We start from the raw sequence: 21,087 nt of genomic DNA, 5'->3' as shown, positions 1-21,087 counted from the left end.
GGTCAGGCGGTGACCGCGTGGAGGGCGCCGGGCTGGCGGCCGGTCAGGTGGTCCAGGGCCGCGGCCGTGGTCTCGTCGGCGGGGAGGTAGACGACGAGCCGCTGGTCGGCGTCCGCCAGGTCGAGGGACTCCACGACCAGCCGGAGCTCGCCCGCGCCCGGATGGGCCAGCCGCTCGCGGTAAGGGGTCGCGGGCGGCGCCGGCGGGGCGTGGAGCAGCTCGGTGAACACCGCACCGGCCGTGATCGTCAGCTCCTCGACGAGGTGTCCGGCCCGCCCGTCGCCCATGGCGGCGGCCAGCCGCAGGGCGGTGGCCCGCCCGGCGGCCACCGCGCCCCACTCGGGGAAGGCGGCCCGCGCGCGGGGGTCGGTGAACACGTAGCGGGCCAGGTTGGGCCGGTCGTCGTCGAGGACGCCCAGCGCCGCCACCATCAGGGCGTAGCCGGCGGTGTGCGCCAGCACGTCCTCCAGCCGGTTGAGCAGGACGGCCGGGGCCGGCTCCAGCCGGTCGAGCAGCGCACGGAGCGTGGGCCGCACCGTGCGCGCGGGCGAGGACGCGGCGGCGGAGCAGAGCAGCGCGTCGCCGCCGGCCATCTTGGCCAGGTGGCGCAGGTGCAGCCGCTGCTCGAAGCTCAGCCCGAGCACGTCGGCGAGCGCCCCCAGCACCTGGGCGGACGGGTTGCGGTCGCGGCCCTGCTCCAGCCGGGTCAGGTACTCGACGCTGATGCCCGCCAGCGTCGCCAGCTCGGCCCGGCGCAGCCCGGGGGTGCGGCGCCGCGGCCCCTCCGGCAGGCCGACGTCGCCCGGTCTGACCGCTTCCCGGAGGCCGCGCAGGTAGGCGGCCAGCTCGTTCCCGCTCACGCAGGGCAGTCTAGGCGGGACGGCGCCCGCGCATCGTGGCCCTGTCAGGGCCAGTCTCCGCCCGGTCTCCCTCCCCGGCCGGCGGCCCCGCCATGGTGGACCCCGTACGGAATGACGAGTGAAGGGAAGACGGCCATGAGGTACCGGTTGCTCGGGCGTACCGGGTTGAGGGTGTCGGAGCTGTTCCTCGGCGCCATGACGTGGCGCGCGGTGACGCCCGGGGTGCGCGCGATGCTGGACCTGTACGAGGACGCGGGCGGCAACGTCGTCGACACGGCCTCCGCCTACGGCGAGTCGGAGAGCGTGGTCGGCGAGGTGCTGGAAGGGCGGCGGGACCGGTTCGTGGTCGCGACCAAGTACACCCTGACCCGCGACGCCGGCGACCTCAACGCGGCGGGCAACCACCGCAAGAACCTCGTGCTCTCCCTGGAGCGGAGCCTGCGGCGGCTGCGCACCGACTATGTGGACCTGCTCTGGGTGCACATCTGGGACCGGCACACGCCGCTGGAGGAGACGATGCGGGCCCTCGACGACGTGGTACGAGCGGGCAAAGTGCTCTATGTCGGGATATCGGATGCGCCGGCATGGGTGGTGAGCCGGGCCAACACGCTGGCGGAGTGGCGCGGATGGACGCCGTTCGCGGGCCTGCAGGTGCCCTACAGCCTGCTGTGGCGCGACGTCGAGCGCGAGCTGCTGCCGATGGCGGAGGAGTCGGGGCTGACGGTGGCCGCCTGGGCGACGCTCGCCCAAGGCGTGCTGTCGGGCAAGTACACCGCCGGCCCCGCTCCCGAGACCCCCACCAGGATCGAGCCCGGCTCGGTGACGGAACGCGAGCACACGGCGGCCAGAGCCGTCATGGACGTGGCCGACGACCTGGGCGTTACGCCGTCGCAGGTGGCGATCGCCTGGACCCGGGCCCGCTCGCGCGTGGTGCACCCCATCGTCGGCGCGAGCACCCCCGGCCAGCTCGCCGACAACCTCGCCGCGGCGGACGTCACCCTCCCCGAGGAGGCCATGGAGCGCCTCGCCCAGGCGGCGCCCTTCACCCGCGGCTTCCCCGCCGACTTCATCGCCGAGGCCGGCGGGGTCTTCGGCACCCGGATCGACCGCCTCGACGGCCGCCCCTGACACCGGATCAGGGGAGGACCTGGAGACCCAGGGCGGTGACGATGATCGTGGCCTGGTGGGGGTCGACGGTCGCGTCGCGCAGGGTGACCGCCGACGGGTCGAGCGTGCTCAGGTCGCTGCCGCGCAGATCGCAGGAGGTCAGGTCGGCCCGGCGCAGCGCGGCGCCGCTGAGGTCGCAGCGGCGCAGGGTGGCGCCCGTGAAGTTGGCCCCCGACAGGTCGGCCTCGCGCAGGCGGACCCCGTCGAAGGTGCTGCCCCGCAGGTCGGCGCCCGCCAGCGAGGTGAACGACCAGTCGCCGCCGTCGACCTTGAGCAGCCCGTAGGTGCACCCCGAGAACGTGCTGCCCGTCAGCTTGCAGCCGTTGAACGTGGCGTCGAAGAACGAGCAGCTCCCGAACGTGCACGCGACGAAGGCGGCGTCGGCGTGGACCGACACGTTGAAGCGGACGTTGCTGAACGTGCACTCCTCGAAGGTCGTGCCGTCGTCGGCCATCTCCATCATGTCGAGGTCGACGAACCGCACCCGCCGGAAGGTCTCGCCGTCGAGGTCGCGGTCGTCCCACTCGTCGGGGCCGATCGTGGTGTCGGCCGTCACGCGTGTCGTCATCGCGCGCCCGCCTCCACCCGCTCGCCGACGACGACCACGCGGTCGCCGCCGGCGTTGTCCGTGAACTCCACCGTCAGCCGCCTCCTTCGATGATCGGAGGCAAACCTCCCACACCCCACCGACAGAAACGGAAGAGCGCGCGCCGCCGGTCAGGCGCGCTTGGCGATGGCTTCGAAGAGAGGCTGGACGAGCTTGGCCGCGAGCGGGCCGAAAGCGGCCAGGATCAGGACGTACGCGGCCGCCAGCGGACCCAGGTCGGGGTGGGCGCCGGCCGCCACCGCGAGACCCGCGATGACGATGTTGAACTCACCGCGCGGCACCAGGGCGATGCCCGCCCGGGCCTGACCCGCTTTGGAGATGCCGGCCCGCCTGGCCGCGTACATGCCCGTCGCCAGCTTGGTGAGCATGCTGACCAGCGCCAGCGCGGCGGCGATCGCCGCCACCGGGAGGATTTTCGTCGGGTCGGTCTGCAGGCCGAAGAAGACGAAGAACACCGCCGCGAACAGGTCGCGCAGCGGCGCGAGCAGCGCCTGCGCGTCGTGCGCGAGCTGGCCGGACAGGGCGATCCCGACGAGGAAGGCGCCGACCGCCGCCGACACCTGGAGCTGCTGGGCGATGCCCGCCACCAGCAGCGCCAGGCCCACGACCTTCAGCAGCAGCACCTCGTTGTTGGGGCTGGAGACGAACGCCTCGATCCACTTGCCGAACCGCAGCGCGATCAGCAGCACCACGGTCACCGTGGCCAGCGCGATGCCCACCGCGATCGCCCCGCTGAGCAGGCTGAGCCCGGCCAGGGTGGCGGTCAGGATCGGCAGGTAGACGGCCATCGTGAGGTCTTCGAACACCAGCAGCGACAGCACGGTCGGTGTCTCGCGGTTGCCGATCCAGCCCAGGTCGCTCAGCACCTTGGCGGTGATGCCGGAGGAGGTCGCGTACGTGACGCCGGCCATCGCCAGGGCGGCCACCGGCCCCCAGCCGAGCAGCAGCGCCAGGATCGCGCCGGGCGCGGCGTTGAGCACGAGGTCGACGATGCCGGCGCGGGCGTTGCCCTTGAGACTGGAGACCAGTTCGTCGGCGTTGTACTCCAGGCCGAGCGTCAGCAGCAGGAGGACGACGCCGATCTCCGCGCCGATGGAGATGAACTCCTCGCTGGTGGCCAGAGGAAGGACGCCGCCGGTGCCGAAGGCGAGCCCGGCGATCAGATAGAGGGGGATGGCGGAGATGCCGGCGCGCAGCGCCAGCGCTCCGAGCACGCCCAGGCCGAGGAGAACGGCCCCGAATTCGAGGAAGAGTATCGCTGTGTGATGCACCCGGCCCTAGCCTTCAGCCAATATGTCGCCGACTTCGGCCGTGCTGTCCGCGCTGCCCACCACGACCACGATGTCGCCGGGAAGGAGCACGAAGTCGGGGCCGGGGCTGGCGTAGACCTGCCCGTTGCGGACGATCGCGACGATCGACGCGTTCGTCCGGGTCCGCACGCGCGCGTCGCCCATCGGCCTGTTCACGTACGGGGAGGTGGCCGGGATCGGCAGCTGGAGGCTGACCAGGCCCTCGACCTCGGCGTGCGCCTGGTTGAGCCGCGCGACGATGCGCGGGGCGCCGAGCAGCTCGACGAGCGCGTCGGCCTCCTCGTCGTTGAGCTTGACTGCTTCGCAGGCCCGGTCGGGGTCGTCCTTGCTGTAGATGACGAGATCACGCCGCCCCGTGCGGTGCGAGATCACCCCGATTCTTCGGCCTGAATGGGTGGTGAACTCATGGCGCAGCCCTATCCCCGGCAGCGCCGTCTGCTCGACCTCCACGGCTGTATCCCATCCATCTTGATCCGAAAACAACGGGAGAACATTACCAATCTCCACCCATAGTGTCGGCACCGAGAGGAACCGACATAGCAGGTGAACGGTAGTGTGCGGAGAAGACAATCGTCGGGAGCAGGTAAAAGGGGAGCTGCCGTGTCACCCTCGCAGGGGCCGCACCCGCCCGCCCCCGTGCGACTCCTGCTCGTGGAGGACCACGACATGGTGGCCGAGGCGATCGCGATGGCGCTCGACCACGACCCCGGCATCGAGGTGGTGGCCAGGTCCCGATCGGTGGCCGCCGCCGTGGCCGACGCCCGCGCCCACCTGCCCGACGTGGTGGTGCTCGACCGGCGGCTGCCCGACGGCGACGGCATCACGGCCATCGGCCGCATCTCGCAGGCCGCCCCGGGCGCCCGCGTGCTGGTTCTGACCGCCGAGGCGACGCCGGCGATCGCCGTGCGCGTGGTGGAGGCCGGTGGCGCGGGCCTGGTGGTGAAGTCGTCGGGGCTGCGCGAGCTCGAGTCTGCGGTGATCGAGGTGGCCTCGGGCGGGGTGGCGTTCGGGCCGGGCCTGCTGCCCGCCGTGCTCGACCAGCTCGCCGGCCGCGGGCGGGCGGGCCGGGGCGCGCTGACCGGGCGGGAGCGTGAGACGCTCCACCTGCTCGCCGAGGGAGTGAGCACCGACCAGCTGAGCGAGCGGCTCGGCATCGCCCGCAACACCGCCCGCAACCACATCCAGCGGGTGCTGGAGAAGCTCGGGGCCCGGTCCAAACTGGAGGCGGTGGCCATCGCCCGGCGTGAGGGCCTGCTTGACTGATGCACCTGCACCAGTCCCGTTCCGCACCAGCACCAGAAAGGTCGGCGCGGTTGCGTCTCGCGGCCGGGCTTCGGGTGTCCGAAAGTAGGACCATGGGCACGGGACTCGACTCGCACATGGTGGAGCACCACCTCGCGGAGGAGATGGGCAGCATCTCCGTCGCCCGGCAGGTCGCCCGTGACGCCCTGATGACGTGGGGTTATCGAGGCCGCTTCGAGGACGTGCTGCTCGTCGTCTCCGAGATGGTCACCAACGCCCTCGTGCACGGCGCCGGCGCGCCCGTGCTGCGCATCGCCGGCGGTCTCGGCCACATCCGCGTCGAGGTCGGCGACTCCAGCGACGCGTTGCCCAGGCCGCGGAGCCCCGGCCCGTCCGACGGCTGGGGGCTGCACGTCGTTGAAGAACTGAGCATCGCCTGGGGCACCTCGCTCCAGGAGGGCGGGAAGGTGGTCTGGTGTGACCTCGCGGCCCCTCTCACCGCTGTCACCACCGCCGATTGAGGGGGTGCGGGTCCCTCAGAGGGACACCGCCGTGCGAAGCTGCACTATGCCCGAGCACGAGCACGTCGACCTCCAGCTCCTCCTGCAGAGCCTCGGCGACCACGCGATCTTCATGCTGGATCCGGGCGGCCGTGTCATGAGCTGGAACGCCGGCGCCCAGCGCATCAAGGGCTACGTGGCCGACGAGGTCACCGGCCGTCACTTCTCGATCTTCTACCCGCCGGAGGACATCGCGGCGGGCAGACCCGCCCGCGGCCTGGAGACCGCCGCCGCCGAGGGCAGGTTCGAGGACGAGGGCTGGCGGGTGCGCAAGGACGGCACCCGGTTCTGGGCCAACGTGGTGATCACGGCCCTGCGCGACGGCGAGGGCCTGCTGCGCGGGTTCGGCAAGGTGACCCGCGACATGAGCGAGCGGCGCAACGCCGAACGCGCACTCGACGAGCGCGGCAGGCTCCTCGCCCACCTGGTGCAGGCCCAGGAGAAGGAGAGGCGGCGCATCGCCTGGGACGTGCACGACGACACCATCCAGTCGATGGTGGCCGTCGGCATGCGCCTGCAACTGCTGGCCTCCCAGTTGCCGGGCGACCACGCCGAAGCCGTGCTGCGGCTCAACGACACGGTCAACGCCGCCGTCGGCCGCCTGCGCAACCTCGCTTTCTTCCTGCACCCGCCGGGCCTCGACAGCGGCGGCCTGGTCGACACCCTGTCCGGCTACCTGGAGCAGGTCGTCTCGACCGCGGGCCTCACCTACGACTTCGTCCCCGACCTCGACGAGGAGCCGCCGCCGGAGACCGCGATCACCGTGTTCCGGATCTGCCAGGAGGCCCTCACCAACGTGCGCAAGCACGCCCACGCCTCCTCCGTACGGGTCTCGCTCGCCTCCGCCGACCAGGGCGTGCACGTCAAGGTCGGCGACGACGGCGTCGGCTTCACCGATCCGGGCGACGGCTCCTCCCGGATGGGGCATTTCGGGCTGATCGAGATGCGCGAGCGAGCCGAGATCTCCGGCGGCTGGTGGCAGCTCCACAGCAGTCCCGGCGAGGGGTCCACGGTGGAGTTCTGGGTGCCCGCGGTGCGGCCGAGGCGGTCATGAGCGCCGCGCCGGACCGGCTCACCGTCCTGATCGGCGACGACCAGCCGCTGATCCGCGAGGTGCTCACCGAGGTGCTGACGGCCGAGCCCGACCTGGACGTGGTCGCCGTGGCCGCCGACGCCCGGGAGGCGGTGCGGCTGGCGGTCCGCCACCTGCCCGCGGTCGCCATCCTCGACGTGCGGATGCCCGGCGGCGGGGCGTGGGCGGCGAGGGAGATCCGCCGGCTGTCGCCCGCCACCAGGGTGATGGCTTTCTCCGCCTACGGCGACTCCCGCTCCGTCGACGAGATGCGCCGCGTCGGCGTCCGCGAGTACCTGCTCAAAGGGCTGCCCAACAGCGACATCGTGGCGGCCGTGCGGCGCACGGCCGCCACCTCCTGACCTCCCTCAGATCAGCTCCAGCGCCTGACGGGCGATCTCCCACTCCTCGTCGGTGGGGATGACCAGGACCGCGACCTCCGCCCCGGGCGGCGAGATCGCCCGCTCGCCGTCGTCCGTGGCCTCGTTGCGCGCCGGGTCCACCGCGACGCCGAACCTCTCCAGCCCGGCCAGCGACGTGGCCCGCGTCGCCGCGTCGTTCTCGCCCACGCCGCCGGTGAACACGATCGCGTCCACCCGGCCCAGCACCGCGTAGTACGCGCCCACGTACTTGCGGATGCGCCGGCAGTAGACGTCCAGCGCCAGCCGTGCCCCGCCGTCGCCGTCCGCCGCGCGCCGGCGCACCTCGCGCATGTCGCCGGTGCCGGCGAGCGCGAGCAGGCCGCCGTGGCGGCCGAGCGCCTCCTCCACGTCCTGCGTGTCGAACCCGGCCACCCGGCCCAGATACGCGCAGAGCGCCGGGTCGACGTCGCCCGAACGGGTGCCCATCACCAGGCCCTCCAGCGGGGTCAGGCCCATGGAGGTGTCGACGCTGCACCCGCCCTCGACCGCGGTGGCGCTGGCGCCGTTGCCCAGGTGCAGCACGATCAGGTTGGCCCCGGCGGGGTCGCGGCCCAGGAACGCGGCCGCCCTGCGGGACACGTACGCGCACGAGGTGCCGTGGAAGCCGAACCGGCGCACGCCCAGCCGCTCGCGCCACTCGCGCGGCACCGCGTAGGTGTACGCCTCGGGCGGCAGCGACCGGTGGAAGGCCGTGTCGAACACCGCCACCTGCGGCACCCCGGGGAAGGCGGCCTGCGCCACCCGGATGCCGGTCACGTTCACCCGGTTGTGCAGCGGGGCCAGCGGCGCCAGCTCCTCGATGGCGGCCACCACCGGTTCGTCCACCAGCACCGCCGTGCCGAACCGGTCGCCGCCGTGCACCACCCGGTGGCCGACCGCAACCGGGTCCAGCTCCGGCCCCACCGTCCGGAACGCCTCCAGCACGGCTTCGAGGCCCTGCTCGTGGTCCGCGTAGACGCCCTTCCTCCGGTACGGGGGAGCGTCGCCTGCATGGTGGGTCAGCAGGCCCTCGCCCTCGTGGATCCGCTCGATGACGCCGCGCGCGGGGCGGGCTCCCGACTCGGCGTCGATCAGCTCGTACTTGATGGAGGAGGAGCCCGTGTTCAGGACGAGGATGTGTGCGGCCATGTCCACGAACTGATCTCGGGGGCGTCCTCGCCGTACATGCGGGTGTAGGCGCGGGCCTGCAGCCGGGCGTCGGACATGCGCTGGCGCAGGTGGGCGGCCTTCGAGCCGAGGCCGGGAACCCGGTCGATCACGTCCATCACCAGGTGGAAGCGGTCGATGTCGTTGAGCATGCACATGTCGAAGGGCGTGGTCGTGGTGCCCTCCTCCTTGTAGCCGCGCACGTGCAGGTTGTCGTGCCCGGTGCGCCGGTAGGTGAGCTGGTGGATCAGCGTCGGGTAGCCGTGGAAGTTGAAGATGATCGGCCGTTCGGTGGTGAACAGCGTGTCGAACTCGGAGTCCGGCATGCCGTGCGGGTGCTCCGACGGCGGCTGCAGCCGCATCAGGTCGACCACGTTGACGACCCGGACCTTCAGCTCCGGCATCTCCTCGCGCAGGATCGAGGCGGCGGCCAGCGTCTCCAGCGTCGGCACGTCGCCCGCGCAGGCCAGCACCACGTCCGGCTCGCTGCCGGCGTCCGTGGACGCCCACGGCAGGATGCCCAGCCCGCGCGTGCAGTGCGCGATGGCCTCGTCCATGCCGAACAGGTCCAGCACCGGCTGCTTGCCCGCCACGATCACGTTCACGTAGTCGCGTGAGCGCAGGCAGTGGTCGGTGACCGACAGCAGCGTGTTCGCGTCCGGCGGCAGGTACACCCGCACCACCGACGCCTTCTTGTTGACCACCACGTCCAGGAAGCCCGGGTCCTGGTGGCTGAAGCCGTTGTGGTCCTGCCGCCACACGTGCGACGACAGCAGGTACGTCAGCGACGCCACCGGACGCCGCCACGGGATCTTCTGCGACGACTCCAGCCACTTGGCGTGCTGGTTGAACATCGCGTCGACGATGTGGATGAACGCCTCGTAGCAGTTGAACAGGCCGTGCCTGCCGGTCAGCAGGTAGCCCTCCAGCCAGCCCTGGCACAGGTGCTCGCTGAGCACCTCCATGACCCGCCCGGCCGGTCCCAGGTGCTCGTCGGTGGGCAGCAGCCCGGCCTCCCACGTCCGGTCGGTCGTTTCGAAGACGGCGCTGAGCCGGTTCGAGGCGGTCTCGTCCGGGCCCATCAGCCGGAACGTGCGCGGGTTGCGCTCGATGACGTCGCGCAGCAGCCTGCCCATCACCCGGGTCGGCTCGGTCGACTGGGTGGCGGGGGCCTTGACCTCGACGGCGAGGGCGCGGAAGTCCGGCAGCCGCAGCGGCGTGAGCAGCTCGCCGCCGTTGGTGTGCGGGTTGGCGCTCATCCTGAGCTCGCCGCGCGGCACCGTGTCCAGGATGCCCTGGACCGGCCGGCCGCCGGAGTCGAACAGCTCGTCGGGCCGGTAGGAGCGCATCCACTCCTCCAGCATCGCCAGATGCTCGGGGTTGTCGTGCACCGCCGACAGCGGCACCTGGTGGGCGCGCCAGGTGCCCTCCACCGGCAGCCCGTCGACCACCTTCGGGCCCGTCCAGCCCTTCGGCGTGCGCAGGATGATCATGGGCAGGCGCTTCTCGGCACCTTCCCGGTACGCGGCGATCTGCTCGAACGCCTCGTCCAGGGTGCGCGCCATCTCCTCGTGGTCCGGGCCCACGAGGTGCGGGCGGTACCCGTACCCCTCCATGAGCTTGAGCAGCTCGTCCTCGGGGATGCGGGCGAGCACCGTCGGGTTGGCGATCTTGTAGCCGTTCAGCGAGAGGATCGGCAGCACCACGCCGTCGCGCTCCCGGTTGAGGAACTTGTTGGAGTGCCAGCTCGCCGCCAGCGGGCCCGTCTCGGCCTCGCCGTCGCCGATGACGCACGCCACCACCAGGTCCGGGTTGTCGAACGCGGCCCCGTACGCGTGCGCGAGCGCGTACCCCAGCTCGCCGCCCTCGTGGATGGAGCCGGGGGTCTCCGGCGCCACGTGGCTGGGGATCCCGCCGGGGAAGGAGAACTGCCGGAACAGGCGGCGCATGCCGTCCTCGTCCTGCGTGACGTCCGGGTAGCGCTCGGTGTACGAGCCCTCCAGCCAGGAGTGCGCCACGGCGGCGGGGCCCCCGTGCCCGGGTCCGGCGATGTAGATCATGTCCTGGTCGCGCTCGCGGATGACGCGGTTCAGGTGGGCGAAGCAGAAGTTCAGCCCGGGGGTGGTGCCCCAGTGGCCGAGCAGGCGCGGCTTGACGTGCTCGCGCCGCAACGGCTCGGTGAGGAGTGGGTTGTCCAGCAGGTAGATCTGGCCCACCGACAGGTAGTTGGCCGCACGCCAATAGGCATCGATGTCGTCCATGCTTCGACAAGTGCCCCCGTTATGGCCATGGTGAACAAGGCACGTTCCGTAGACGATTGCTACCGTTAGCCATGATTCGATGGCTAAGGTGCCGTTATGGTTTTGCGCAGCTCGCACTGGTACGCGGGCGATGACAGGAACTCGTACATCCACCGCGCGTGGATGCGCCGAGGACTGCCCCGGGACGCCTTCGACGGCGAACGGCCGCACATCGCGATCGCCAACACCGCCTCCGACCTGACCCCCTGCAACTCCCATCTCAACGAGGTCGCCGACAGCGTCAAACAGGGCGTCTGGGCGGCCGGCGGCGTCCCCCTCAATCTGCCCGCGCTCTCCATCGGCGAGACCAACGTCCGGCCCACCGCCATGCTCTGGCGCAACCTCGCCGCCATGGCCACCGAGGAGATGCTGCGCGCCAACCCGATCGACGGCGTGGTGCTGCTCGGCGGCTGCGACAAGACCATCCCGTCGCTGCTCATGGCCGCCGCCTCCGTCGACCTGCCCGCCGTCGTGCTGCCCGGCGGCCCCATGCTCACCGGCCGCTTCCGCGGCGTCCCGCTCGGCTGCGGCACCGACGTGTGGCGGCTCAGCGAGGAGGTACGCGCCGGGACGCTCTCCCGTGAGGCGTTCCTGGAGTCCGAGTCCTCCATGATCCGCAGCCGGGGCCACTGCAACACGATGGGCACCGCCTCCACCATGGCGTGCATGGCCGAGGCGCTCGGCATGACCATCCCCGGCACCGCAGGCATCCCCGCCCCCGACAGCAGACTGCTGGAACGCTCGCACGACACCGGCCGCCTGGCCGTCGAGCTGGTGCGCGAGGGCCGCCGCCCCAGCCACGTGATGACCCGTGCCTCGTTCCTCAACGCGATCGTCACCCTGGCCGCCGTCGGCGGCTCCACCAACGCCGTCGTCCACCTGCTCGCCATCGCCGGCCGGCTCGGCGTCGAGCTGAACCTCGACGACTTCGACCGCACCGGCTCCGGTGTGCCGCTCCTCGTCGACCTGCAGCCCGCCGGCCGGCACCTGATGGAGGACATGTTCAGGGCGGGCGGCCTGCGGGCCGTGCTGAACGAGGTCGCCGACCTGCTCGACCCGTCCGCGATCACCGTCACCGGCGAGCCGCTCACCGGCTCCCTGGCCGGGGCCGAGATCTGGGACGAGACCGTGATCAGGAGGCGCGCGGAGCCGCTGCTGCCCGACGCCGGCATCGCCGTGCTGCGCGGCAACCTCGCCCCCGACGGCGCCGTCATCAAGCCCGCCGCCGCCTCGCCCGAACTCCTGCGCCACCGGGGCCGGGCCGTCGTGTTCGACAGCGTCGAGGACGTCTACGCCCGGCTCGACTCGCCCGACCTGGACGTGGACGAGACGTCGGTGCTCGTGCTGCGCGGCTGCGGTCCCCGCGGCTACCCCGGCATGCCCGAGGTGGGCAACCTGCCGCTGCCCGCCAAGCTGCTGGCCAAGGGCGTGCGCGACATGGTGCGCATCAGCGACGCCCGCATGAGCGGCACCGCCTACGGCACCGTCGTGCTGCACGCCGCGCCCGAGGCCGCCGCCGGCGGGCCGCTCGCCAGGGTGCGCACCGGCGACCCGATCGTGCTCGACGTGGCGGCCCGGCGGCTCGACGTGGACCTGCCGGAGGCCGAACTGGCCGCCCGGGAGCCGGTCATGACCGGCCACGCCCGGCCCGTACGCGGCTGGGAGCGGTTGTACGTGGACCACGTGCTCCAGGCCGACCGGGGCGTCGACCTGGACTTCCTCACCGGTTCGAGCGGCGACGGGGTGGGCCGCGAGTCCCACTGAGCGGTTTCACCGGAAGCGCGGCGCCCGGAGTCTCCGGCCGACCCCGGGCGTCAGTGACGGCGGCGACGGCGGCGCTTGAAGACGGCGCGCAGCGTCAGCAGGAGCACCACGGCGACGATCTGGCCGCCGGCCACGATGCGGTTGACGTCCACGGCCGGCTGCCAGCGCACCTCGCCGTCCTTGACCACGAACACCCCGGCGGGGGTGGCAGCCACGCCGTAGCCGACGCCGCTGCCGCTGCCGCTGTCGCCCTTCTTGTCCTCGCCCTGGCCCGTGCCGCCGCCACCGCCGTAGGCGATCCTGGCGACGGGGATGACGACCACGTCGCCGTGTCGCACGGGGTCGCCGAACACCCTCTTGACGTTCGCGGAGTCCCTGGACTTCTCCGCTATCTCCATGATGTCCATGCCCTCATCGTGGCTCACGACGGGCGGCCGCGCAGCTCGCGGTAGACGCGGACCAGCCGCTCGGTCGAGGGGTCGGGGAAACCGGCCTGCGGCTCGTCGGAGGTGAGCGCGGGGGCCAGGTCGAGCGCCATCTTCTTGCCCAGCTCGACGCCCCACTGGTCGAAGGAGTCGATGCCCCAGATGGTGCCCTCGACGAACACGACGTGCTCGTACAGGGCGACGAGCTGGCCGAGGGTCGACGGGGAGAGCTTCGGAACGAGGATGGTGGAGGTGGGCCGGTTGCCCGGCATGACCTTGTGCGGCACGACCGCGGCGGCGGTGCCCTCGGCGGCGATCTCCTCGGCCGTCTTGCCGAACGCGAGCGCCGAGGTCTGCGCGAACAGGTTGGCGGTGAGCAGGTCGTGCATGCCCTCGCGGTCCTCGTACGGCTCGGCGAAGCCGATGAAGTCGGCGGGCACCAGGTGGGTGCCCTGGTGGAGCAGCTGGTAGAAGGCGTGCTGACCGTTGGTGCCCGGCTCGCCCCAGAAGATGGCGCCGGTGTCGCAGGTGACGGGGGCGCCGTCGGCGCGCACCGACTTGCCGTTGGACTCCATGGTGAGCTGCTGGAGGTAGGCGGGGAAGCGGTGCAGGCGCTGGCTGTAGGGCAGCACGGCGCGGGTCTGGGCGCCGAAGAAGTCGGCGTACCACACCCCGAGCAGGCCCATCAGCACCGGCATGTTGGCCTCGAAGGGAGCGGTGCGGAAGTGCTGGTCGATGGCGTGGAAGCCGGCCAGCATCGCGCGGAACCTGGCCGGCCCGACGGCGATCATCAGGGACAGGCCGATGGCGCCGTCGTAGGAGTAGCGGCCGCCGACCCAGTCCCAGAAGCCGAACATGTTGTCGGTGTCGATGCCGAACTCGGCGACCTTGGCGGCGTTGGTGGAGACGGCCACGAAGTGTTTGGCGACGGCGTCCTCGCCCAGCGCGCCGACCAGCCACTGGCGGGCCACCTTGGCGTTGGTGAGGGTCTCGAGCGTGGTGAAGGTCTTGGAACTGACCACGAAGAGCGTGGTGGCGGGGTCGAGGCCGCGGAGGTTGCCGGTGATGTCGGCCGGGTCGATGTTGGAGACGAACCTGGCCTCGATGCCGGCGTCGGCGTAGTCGCGCAGCGCCTCGTAGGCCATCGCGGGGCCGAGGTCGGAGCCGCCGATGCCGATGTTGACCACGGTGGCGATGGGCCGCCCGGTGGCCCCCCGCCACTCCTGGGCGCGCACCCGGTCGGCGAAGGCGGTCATCTTGTCGAGCACGGCGTGCACGTCGCCGATGACGTCCTGGCCGTCGACCACGAGGGCGGCGTCGGCGGGGGCGCGCAGCGCGGTGTGGAGGACGGCCCGATCCTCGCTGACGTTGATGTGCTCGCCGGTGAACATGGCCTCGATGCGCTCGCGAAGCCCGGCCCGCTCGGCCAGCCGCACCAGCAGCCCGATGGTCTCACTGGTGACGCGGTGCTTGGCGTAGTCGAGGTAGAGGTCGCCCGCCGTCAGCGTCATGCGGCCGGCCCGGCCGGGGTCGTCGGCGAACAGCTCGCGCAGGTGTATGCCCGCCAGCTCACCATGGTGCTTCTCCAGCGCCGCCCACTCCTGGCTCTGGGTGATGTCGCCGTTCACGTCGCCCTCCTCGCGGCCGTCACAAACCGATCACGCCATCGTCCCGTATCCGCATACCCGGAGGTTCCGATTCCGCGCATGGCGGAGCGGACTCTTTGCCGGAGCCGGGTTCCGCGCATGGATCGGGAGACGGCTGGGCCGGGAGACGGCTGGATCAGGAGACGGCTGGGTCTAGGAGACGGCGACGCCGAGCAGGTGGCCGATGCCGAAGGTCACCGCGGCGGCGCCGACGCCGAGCACGAGCTGGCGCAGGCCGCCCACCCACCACGGGCGGGCCGTGAGGTGCGCCACGACCGCGCCGAACCCGAACAGGGCGAGCACGCTCAGCACCACCGCCAGCGCCAGCCCCGACGCCCCGAAGAAGAACGGCACCAGCGGCACCAGCGCCCCGGCGGAGAACGCGCAGAACGACGAGACGGCCGCCAGCTTCGGCGAAGGCAGGTCGTCCGGATCCACCCCGAGCTCCTCGCGCACGTGCACCCGCAGAGCCTGCTCGGGATCGGCCGACAGTCCGGCCGCGACCTGTTCGGCCAGCTCCGGCTCCAGCCCGCGGGACCGGTAGAGCGCGGCCAGCTCGGCGCGCTCGCCCTCGGGGTTGCGGGCCAGCTCGCGCCGCTCCACGGCGATCTCGGCGCGCATCAGCTCCGTCTGGGACTTGACCGACGTGTACTCGCCGGCCGCCATCGAGCACGCACCCGCCACCAGCCCGGCGAACCCGGCGAGCACGGCGCCCCGCCCGGGACCCGAGGCCCCCACCACACCGGCGATCAGCGCGAAGTTGGAGACGAGCCCGTCCATCGCCCCGAACACCGCCGGCCGCAGCCACCCGCCGGTGACGTCACGGTGGCTGTGGTGCATCTCGGGGGAGTACGTCCGCTCCAGCTCGATGGTCATGAAATCCCTCCTATTGCTGCATTTCCATCGACATTAGGTAAATGCCGGAAAGATCCGCAACGAAGGAGAGGCTTGCCTGACCTGCGGTTCTGCACCGTATACGAACAGGTGGACGAGTGTTTTAGGCCCTCCTAAGTAAGGCGGGCCAGGGTGACGAACGACACTCTCAGGACGCCGGCTGGGCGACGGGCAGCGGCACGGCCGGGGTCGTCGTCCCGGTGTCCTGGATCAGGCGGGAGCAGTCGTCGATCGCCGCCGTCAGCAGGTCGCGCAGCATCGTGTCCGGGTCCTCGATGCAGGCCTGCACGATCCCGACCACGGCCAGTTGCACCGCGTTCGGGGCCGCGTACCTGCGGAAGCCCTTCTCCGTGATCTTGGCTGCCCGGCTGAACCTGCGCGCCTGGGCCGCCGCCTGCGGGACCTGGTCCATCGCCTCCTGACTGCGCGGGCTCAGCCGTCCGGGCGGGACGCCGTTCAGCCGGGCCAGCATCTCCTCCGCCGCGAGCACCGACACCGCGAGGGCGAGCTGGCGCTCGGCGGCGGCGACGGGCAGGGCGGTGGTCGCGCAGCGGAGCGCGATGTGGGCGTCGACCCGGAGGTCCGTGCTGGTCAGGCCGATGATGGACGGGACCAGGTGGATGAGGCGGCTGCGGCTCTCGTCGGTGGTGTTGTCGTTGACGAGACGGGCCAGCGCGGCCAGCAGCGGGTGTGTGCAGGCCGGGTGGTCGCTCCACCGTTCTCCGGCCAGATAGGACGCGAACTCCATGAAGCAAGCACCACGCTTCGGGTTGCGATGCCTGCCACGGGACAGAACCGGCATGTGATCAAGGTGATTGTCCACGGGTGCTCCACTTTGTGGTGTATCGCCGTCTTTCCAGTCTGCGCTGACATCTGCCCCAATGCCAGTGAATAAGACTCCCGGCCTTGTCGGAGGCGGTGGGGTTACATGGGGGTTATGATGGGGGCAGTCCTTGGGGAGGTGACGTGCCGAAGATCAACGTGTATCTGCCGGACGACCTGGCGGAGGCGGTCAAGCAGGCGGGCGTGCCGGTCTCGTCCATCTGCCAGCGAGCCCTGGAGCAGGCGGTCCGCCGCGTCACGGCCATCCGCGAGACAGCCCTGTCCGACGTCGACCTCGACCGTCCCACCGGCGCCCTGACCCTGCTGACCCCGCGCACCCGCACCGTGCTCAAGCTCGCGGCGGCGCGAGCCGGGGCGGGCGGCGTCGAGACCGAGCACCTCCTGGCCGGCATGCTGGCGGAGGGCACCAACCTCGCCCTCCACGTCCTGCGCGCCATGGACATCGACCCTGGGCAGGTAACCCGCGACCTCGCTGGGCGCATGTCCATGGGAGGTGGTGCGTCTGCGGAAGGGCGCACGTCCCCGGGAAGTCGTGCATCTGCGGAAGGTTCTACGTCCCCGGAGAGTCGTACGACTGCGAAAGCTTCTACGGGCCCGGGAGGTGCGGAAGGTCCCGACTCTCCGGGCGGTCGTATGTCGTCCGGAGGTCTCGGAGCCGGACAGGATCCCGGCGGCGAGCCGGGACGAGCTGCGGGTTCTGAGCCCGAGCCGGGCAGCGGCCCGGTGCATGAACCCGGGGCGGGCGAGCCGGGTTCAGAGGTGCGCCGGTTCGGCGTGGGCGCGGCGAACGCTCTGGAAGCCGCGGTCAACGAGGCGACCTCGCTCGGGCACAACTACGTCGGATGCGAGCACCTCCTCCTCGGGCTCGTCGCCGAACCCGACGGGATCGCCGGCCAGGTGCTGCGCGGGCTGGGCGCCGAGCCCCGGCCGACCCGCCGCGCCGTCGTGGCGGCCCTCGCCGGCTACGTCCACCTACGCGCCGAGTCCGCCGCCCAGCCGTCCTCGCAAACGTCCGGCCAGTCGCCCGGCGCGCCGGACCTGGCGGCGCTCGTGGCCGTGGCCGTGCGGCAGCAACTCCAGCCCCTCGTCCAGCGGATCGCCCGGCTGGAGGAGCATCTCGGCCCGGCCTCCGGTGACTGACAATGCGGATCACCCGAGTCCTGCGCGCCAGAGCGTTCCGCTACGCCGTCGTGGCCGTCGTCATGGTGGGCGTCGTCATCGCCGCCACCTGGTGAGGCGGTACCTTTCCCACCGTTCCTGGCCGGGGCGTCGACGGCAACCGCGTCATGGCCGGGACACCGCCGGCCTCCCGGTGGAGCGGGGGGCTATCGAAGACGTCCCGCGGACTAAAGCGCGATGTCCGTCGTACGGGGGACATGTCAGGATGCGCGCATGGTGCGGAGCGCGATAGGGCTGGCGGAGGAGTTACGGGCAGGCGAGACGACCGCCGTCGACGTCGTACGGGAGGCGATCGAGCGGGTGCGGTGGGCGGGGGAGCGGTTCGGGGGTGTGGCCGCCGTTGATGCCGGGTGGAGTATGGCGGAGGCTGAGCGGGCTGATCGGCGGTTGCGGGCCGGTGAGGGCGGGGTGCTCGAAGGGGTGCCCGTGACTGTCAAGGACTGGATCGACGTCGCGGGCTGGCCCGTGAGCGGGGCGGCCGGGGGGACGCCGGGGAGCCCGGGGCGGCGGCCTGAGCGGGATGCGACGGCCGTGGCGCGGCTGCGGGCCGCCGGGGCGGTCGTGGTCGCGATCAGCAGCGCCATGGCCGACAACCCCGTGCACGGGAAGACCGGCAATCCGCGCGATCCGGGCAGGGCGCCCGGTGGGTCGTCGTCGGGGACGGCGGCGCTGGTGGCCGCCGGTGCCGTGCCGCTGGGGCTGGGCAGCGACTCGGGAGGGAGCGTACGGCTGCCCGCCGCCTGGTGCGGGGTGGCCGGGCTGAAGCCGACGTTCGGGCGGGTGCCGCTGACCGGTCACTTCCCGCGCTGCGGATCGCTGGAGGACGGCAGGACCGTCATCGGCCCGATCGCCGGGACCGTGGCCGACCTCGCCGCCACGCTGGAGGTGATCGCCGGGCCGGACGGGATGGACGGCGGGACGCCGCCGGTGCCGCTCGGCGATCCGGGAGCCGTGCGCGTCCCAGGGCTGCGGGTGGCGACCATGGCCGGGGCCGGCGGCCACGAGGCGACGGCGCGGGCGGTGCGGACGCTGGCCGAGGCGGGGGCGGCCGTCGCGGAGCGGCCGCTGCCCGACGTGCGGGAGGAGGCGCTGGAGCTGACCCGGCGCTACTGGGACCGGGCGGGGCTGAGCGGAGAGGAGAACGTGCGGGTGCTGTGGGACTGGGACCGGTTCCGCAGGCGGATGCTGGCCGCCACCGCGCGGGCCGACGTCCTCGTCATCCCCGCCGCCGAGGAGCCGCCGCCGTGGCGGGAGTCCGAGACGGACGACTACCTGTGGACGCTGCCCTGGAGCCTCACCGGCGCGCCGGTCGTGGTGGTGCCCTGCGGCGGCTCGGCCGTCCAGGTGGTCGGCCGTCCATGGGAGGAACACGTCGTGCTGGCCGCCGCGGCGGAGATCGAGCGCGCGGAAGCCCCCGGATAAGGAGGGAGCCTAACCACGGGGTGGCGTGCTACGTTGCCTGCTGATCCCCGGCGGCCGGATCCGCGTCGCCGTACCTGACTCCTTCTCCGCATGGGGGCAAACGGTGAGGTGGGCGTACTTCCTGCTGGTCGCGTCGGCGCTGTGGTGGATCGCGCCGCCCGCGCACGCCGCGCAAGAGGAGCCCCCGGTCGCGCTCATCGGCGTGCCCGGCCTGCTCTGGGACGACGTCGACCCGCACGCGACCCCCAACCTGTGGCGGCTGGCCGGGGAGAGCGACCTGGGGTCGGTGTCGGTGAAGACCGTGGGCACCCTCGCCTGCCCGTTCGACGGCTGGCTGTCGGTGTCCGCCGGCGTCCGCTCCGCCGTCGGGCAGCGCTGCGGGCTGCCGCCCGAGCCGGAGCGCACGGGCGAGGGCGCCCGGGTGCCGGGCTTCGACGGGCTGCGCGCGAGGCGTGACGGCACGTACGCGGGCACGCTCGGCGCGGCCGTGCACGCCGCCGGCCACTGCACGACCGCCGTCGGCCCCGGCGCCGCGCTGGCGCTGGCCGACGCCGACGGCAAGGTGGACGTGTACGCGCCGGAGCCGGCCGCGCTGGCCGACTGGTCGCGCTGCCGGGTGCTGGCCGTGGACGTGGACGAGCTGATCCGCCCCTACCTGGCGGGCGGCCACCTGCCCGCGGTGCCCGACGCGCTCGGCCCGGAGCGGCGGCGCGAGGCCGTGCGGGCCGCCGACGCGGAGGTCGGCGCCGCGCTGGCGAAGCTGCCCGCCGGCGCCCAGGTGGTGCTCAGCGGCATCGGCGACCACGGGTCGGTGCCGCACCTGCGGGTGGCCATGTGGAAGCGGGCCGAGGCGTCCGGCGCGCTGCTCGGCACCGCCTCGACCCGGCGCGGCGACATCGTCATCATCACCGACACCACGCCGACCGTGCTCACCGCCGCGGGCATCCCCGTCCCGCCGACCGTGATCGGCCTGCCCTGGCAGGCGGGGGAGCGGCTGCCGCTGGAGGAGGCCGTCGCCGAGCTGCGCAGGGCCGACATGATGGGCACCGGCATCCGCAACACCACCGGGCTGTTCTTCACCGGCTTCGCCGTCATCACGGTGTCGTTCTACGCGATCGCCTACTACGTGCTGTCCCGCCGCAGGAACGCCGGCGCCGTCGGCGTGGTCGCGCTCGGCCTGGCGGCGGTGCCCGTCTCGACGTACGCGGTGAACGTGTTCCCCTGGGGGCACGGCCCGTACCCGATCGCGCTGGTCATCACCGGCGTGGTGGCGATCGCCTCGGCCATCACCGCCTTCGCCGTGCTCGGGCCGTGGCGGCGCGGCCCGCTGGGGCCGCCCGGCGTGGTGGCCGCGATCATCGGCATCGTCATGGTGGCCGACCTGCTGACCGGCACCAACCTGCAGTTCAACAGCCTCATGGGCTACACCGCCGTGGTGGGCGGGCGCTACTACGGGCTGGCGAACATCCCGTTCGCGCTGCTGGCCACCTCCGTGCTGATGACCGCCGCGGTGGCCGCCGACCATCTGGTGCGGGCCGGGCGGCGGCGGGCCGCGGTGGCGCTGGTCTCCACGCTGGGCGTGGCCGCGATGCTGCTGGCGGGCTGGCCGGGGATCGGCAGCGACTTCGGCGGCGTGATCGCGTTCGTGCCCGGCATCGCGGTCACCGCGCTGCTGGTGGCGGGCAAGCGGGTGTCGGTGCTGAAGTTCGTCGGGTTCTGCGCCCTGGGCGGGGTGACCGTGTCGGCGCTCGCGGTGCTCGACTACCTGCGGCCGGCGCCGTCGCAGACCCATCTGGGCAGGTTCGTCGGCATGGTGCTCGAAGGGACGTTCATGCCGATGATCCTCCGCAAGCTCGGGGCCATGCTCAACACCATGCTCTCGCCCAACCTGATGCCGATCGTGATCACCGGCCTGGCGTTCCTGATCTTCGCGATCATGCGACCGGGCAAGATCAGCGCAGGGGTGGTGCCGCAGGCGTTCGAACGCGCGCCCATGCTGAAGGCCGGGCTGATCGGGGCGCTGGTCAGCGGCGTGGTCGGGATGCTGGTCAACGACTCGGGCACCGCCGTGCTGTCGATGGTCGTGGCGGTGGCCGTGCCGCTGGTGCTGTACGCGGGGATCCACAGCGAGCCGCTGGCGGAGCCCGCGTCCGAGGAGGCCCCTGTCGCCGCCAAGATCTGAAATTTTCTTTTAGTTCACCCCAAGGTCTTGAAAGTTATATGCACGG

The 21,087-nt window shown here is 72.3% G+C and carries 19 protein-coding genes; 9 read left to right on the top strand and 10 right to left on the bottom strand.

The window, feature by feature from the left end; genetic code table 11:
- Positions 1-2: 2 nt before the first annotated feature.
- Positions 3-860 (bottom strand): helix-turn-helix domain-containing protein, encoded by an 858-nt coding sequence (locus FR742_RS18545; RefSeq protein ID WP_148032104.1) that lies wholly within the window; start codon positions 858-860, stop codon positions 3-5.
- Between the two features lie 135 nt (positions 861-995).
- Between FR742_RS18545 and FR742_RS18540 the strand changes: the two genes are divergently transcribed.
- Positions 996-1,988, top strand: coding sequence for an aldo/keto reductase (locus FR742_RS18540; protein WP_148032103.1), 993 nt, complete (start codon positions 996-998; stop codon positions 1,986-1,988).
- Positions 1,989-1,995: 7 nt separating this feature from the next.
- On the opposite strand, the gene FR742_RS18535 is transcribed toward FR742_RS18540, so the two are convergent.
- The 3 genes from FR742_RS18535 to FR742_RS18525 form a co-directional block, all read right to left on the bottom strand.
- On the bottom strand, positions 1,996-2,595 hold the full coding sequence (locus FR742_RS18535; protein WP_148032102.1) for a pentapeptide repeat-containing protein: 600 nt from the start codon (positions 2,593-2,595) through the stop codon (positions 1,996-1,998).
- Positions 2,596-2,744: 149 nt separating this feature from the next.
- Positions 2,745-3,905 carry a cation:proton antiporter gene (locus tag FR742_RS18530; RefSeq protein ID WP_148032101.1) on the bottom strand — a complete coding sequence of 387 codons (1,161 nt, stop codon included), beginning with the start codon at positions 3,903-3,905 and terminating at the stop codon, positions 2,745-2,747.
- A 6-nt stretch (positions 3,906-3,911) separates the two neighbouring features.
- The gene (locus FR742_RS18525) at positions 3,912-4,394 is read right to left on the bottom strand and encodes a cation:proton antiporter regulatory subunit (RefSeq protein WP_148032100.1); all 483 of its coding nucleotides are present in this window, start codon (positions 4,392-4,394) and stop codon (positions 3,912-3,914) included.
- 150 nt (positions 4,395-4,544) lie between these two features.
- Between FR742_RS18525 and FR742_RS18520 the strand changes: the two genes are divergently transcribed.
- The 4 genes from FR742_RS18520 (at position 4,545) to FR742_RS18505 (ending at position 7,180) form a co-directional block, all read left to right on the top strand.
- Positions 4,545-5,207 carry a response regulator gene (locus FR742_RS18520; RefSeq protein WP_261808613.1) on the top strand — a complete coding sequence of 221 codons (663 nt, stop codon included), beginning with the start codon at positions 4,545-4,547 and terminating at the stop codon, positions 5,205-5,207.
- A 92-nt stretch (positions 5,208-5,299) separates the two neighbouring features.
- The gene (locus tag FR742_RS18515) at positions 5,300-5,707 is read left to right on the top strand and encodes an ATP-binding protein (RefSeq protein WP_148032099.1); all 408 of its coding nucleotides are present in this window, start codon (positions 5,300-5,302) and stop codon (positions 5,705-5,707) included.
- A gap of 31 nt (positions 5,708-5,738) precedes the next feature.
- Positions 5,739-6,800 (top strand): PAS domain-containing sensor histidine kinase, encoded by a 1,062-nt coding sequence (locus tag FR742_RS18510; protein WP_261808612.1) that lies wholly within the window; start codon positions 5,739-5,741, stop codon positions 6,798-6,800.
- Entirely contained in the window at positions 6,797-7,180 is a 384-nt protein-coding gene (locus FR742_RS18505; RefSeq protein ID WP_148032098.1) for a response regulator transcription factor, read from the top strand. The genes FR742_RS18510 and FR742_RS18505 overlap by 4 nt, the downstream gene beginning before the upstream one ends.
- 6 nt (positions 7,181-7,186) lie before the next feature.
- Here the strand turns inward: FR742_RS18505 and FR742_RS18500 are convergent, their stop codons facing one another.
- Together FR742_RS18500 and FR742_RS18495 are read right to left on the bottom strand one after the other, a co-directional pair.
- Complete coding sequence (locus FR742_RS18500; RefSeq protein ID WP_148032097.1) at positions 7,187-8,368, bottom strand: acetate/propionate family kinase; 1,182 nt, start codon at positions 8,366-8,368, stop codon at positions 7,187-7,189.
- Entirely contained in the window at positions 8,344-10,647 is a 2,304-nt protein-coding gene (locus FR742_RS18495; RefSeq protein WP_148032096.1) for a phosphoketolase, read from the bottom strand. The genes FR742_RS18500 and FR742_RS18495 overlap by 25 nt, the downstream gene beginning before the upstream one ends.
- 96 nt (positions 10,648-10,743) lie before the next feature.
- On the opposite strand from FR742_RS18495, the gene FR742_RS18490 reads away from it, so the two are divergent.
- On the top strand, positions 10,744-12,450 hold the full coding sequence (locus FR742_RS18490) for an IlvD/Edd family dehydratase (RefSeq protein ID WP_148032095.1): 1,707 nt from the start codon (positions 10,744-10,746) through the stop codon (positions 12,448-12,450).
- 50 nt (positions 12,451-12,500) lie between these two features.
- On the opposite strand, the gene FR742_RS18485 is transcribed toward FR742_RS18490, so the two are convergent.
- The 4 genes from FR742_RS18485 to FR742_RS18470 all read right to left on the bottom strand — a co-directional run bounded on the left by FR742_RS18485 (position 12,501) and on the right by FR742_RS18470 (position 16,163).
- Positions 12,501-12,857, bottom strand: coding sequence for a spore germination protein GerW family protein (locus FR742_RS18485; RefSeq protein WP_148032094.1), 357 nt, complete (start codon positions 12,855-12,857; stop codon positions 12,501-12,503).
- A 14-nt stretch (positions 12,858-12,871) separates the two neighbouring features.
- Positions 12,872-14,503 carry a glucose-6-phosphate isomerase gene (gene pgi / locus FR742_RS18480; protein WP_148032093.1) on the bottom strand — a complete coding sequence of 544 codons (1,632 nt, stop codon included), beginning with the start codon at positions 14,501-14,503 and terminating at the stop codon, positions 12,872-12,874.
- A 171-nt stretch (positions 14,504-14,674) separates the two neighbouring features.
- Positions 14,675-15,397, bottom strand: a complete 723-nt coding sequence (locus FR742_RS18475; protein WP_148032092.1) for a VIT1/CCC1 transporter family protein — start codon at positions 15,395-15,397, stop codon at positions 14,675-14,677.
- Between the two features lie 166 nt (positions 15,398-15,563).
- Positions 15,564-16,163: a hypothetical protein gene (locus FR742_RS18470; protein WP_148032091.1), complete on the bottom strand. Its 600-nt coding sequence runs from the start codon at positions 16,161-16,163 to the stop codon at positions 15,564-15,566.
- A 218-nt stretch (positions 16,164-16,381) separates the two neighbouring features.
- Between FR742_RS18470 and FR742_RS18465 the strand changes: the two genes are divergently transcribed.
- The 3 genes from FR742_RS18465 to FR742_RS18455 all read left to right on the top strand — a co-directional run bounded on the left by FR742_RS18465 (position 16,382) and on the right by FR742_RS18455 (position 21,041).
- Entirely contained in the window at positions 16,382-17,398 is a 1,017-nt protein-coding gene (locus FR742_RS18465) for a Clp protease N-terminal domain-containing protein (protein ID WP_148032090.1), read from the top strand.
- Between the two features lie 252 nt (positions 17,399-17,650).
- Positions 17,651-18,859, top strand: a complete 1,209-nt coding sequence (locus FR742_RS18460) for an amidase (protein WP_187281199.1) — start codon at positions 17,651-17,653, stop codon at positions 18,857-18,859.
- A 103-nt stretch (positions 18,860-18,962) separates the two neighbouring features.
- Positions 18,963-21,041: a hypothetical protein gene (locus FR742_RS18455; RefSeq protein ID WP_148032088.1), complete on the top strand. Its 2,079-nt coding sequence runs from the start codon at positions 18,963-18,965 to the stop codon at positions 21,039-21,041.
- The last annotated feature ends 46 nt before the right edge of the window (positions 21,042-21,087 follow it).

The organism is Nonomuraea sp. C10, assembly GCF_008017515.1.
Taxonomy (GTDB): domain Bacteria; phylum Actinomycetota; class Actinomycetes; order Streptosporangiales; family Streptosporangiaceae; genus Nonomuraea; species Nonomuraea ferruginea.
Note: the sequence above shows the minus strand (reverse complement) of the source record. Positions and strands in the feature narration are given on the sequence as shown.

Coding starts and splice junctions, on each gene's coding strand:
- FR742_RS18540 (WP_148032103.1), top strand. CDS start 996: ATGAGGTACCGGTTGCTCGGGCGTACCGGGTTGAGGGTGTCGGAGCTG.
- FR742_RS18535 (WP_148032102.1), bottom strand. CDS start 2,595: ATGACGACACGCGTGACGGCCGACACCACGATCGGCCCCGACGAGTGG.
- FR742_RS18515 (WP_148032099.1), top strand. CDS start 5,300: ATGGGCACGGGACTCGACTCGCACATGGTGGAGCACCACCTCGCGGAG.
- FR742_RS18505 (WP_148032098.1), top strand. CDS start 6,797: ATGAGCGCCGCGCCGGACCGGCTCACCGTCCTGATCGGCGACGACCAG.
- FR742_RS18500 (WP_148032097.1), bottom strand. CDS start 8,368: ATGGCCGCACACATCCTCGTCCTGAACACGGGCTCCTCCTCCATCAAG.
- FR742_RS18495 (WP_148032096.1), bottom strand. CDS start 10,647: ATGGACGACATCGATGCCTATTGGCGTGCGGCCAACTACCTGTCGGTG.
- FR742_RS18490 (WP_148032095.1), top strand. CDS start 10,744: ATGGTTTTGCGCAGCTCGCACTGGTACGCGGGCGATGACAGGAACTCG.
- FR742_RS18485 (WP_148032094.1), bottom strand. CDS start 12,857: ATGGACATCATGGAGATAGCGGAGAAGTCCAGGGACTCCGCGAACGTC.
- FR742_RS18475 (WP_148032092.1), bottom strand. CDS start 15,397: ATGACCATCGAGCTGGAGCGGACGTACTCCCCCGAGATGCACCACAGC.
- FR742_RS18470 (WP_148032091.1), bottom strand. CDS start 16,163: ATGGAGTTCGCGTCCTATCTGGCCGGAGAACGGTGGAGCGACCACCCG.
- FR742_RS18460 (WP_187281199.1), top strand. CDS start 17,651: ATGGTGCGGAGCGCGATAGGGCTGGCGGAGGAGTTACGGGCAGGCGAG.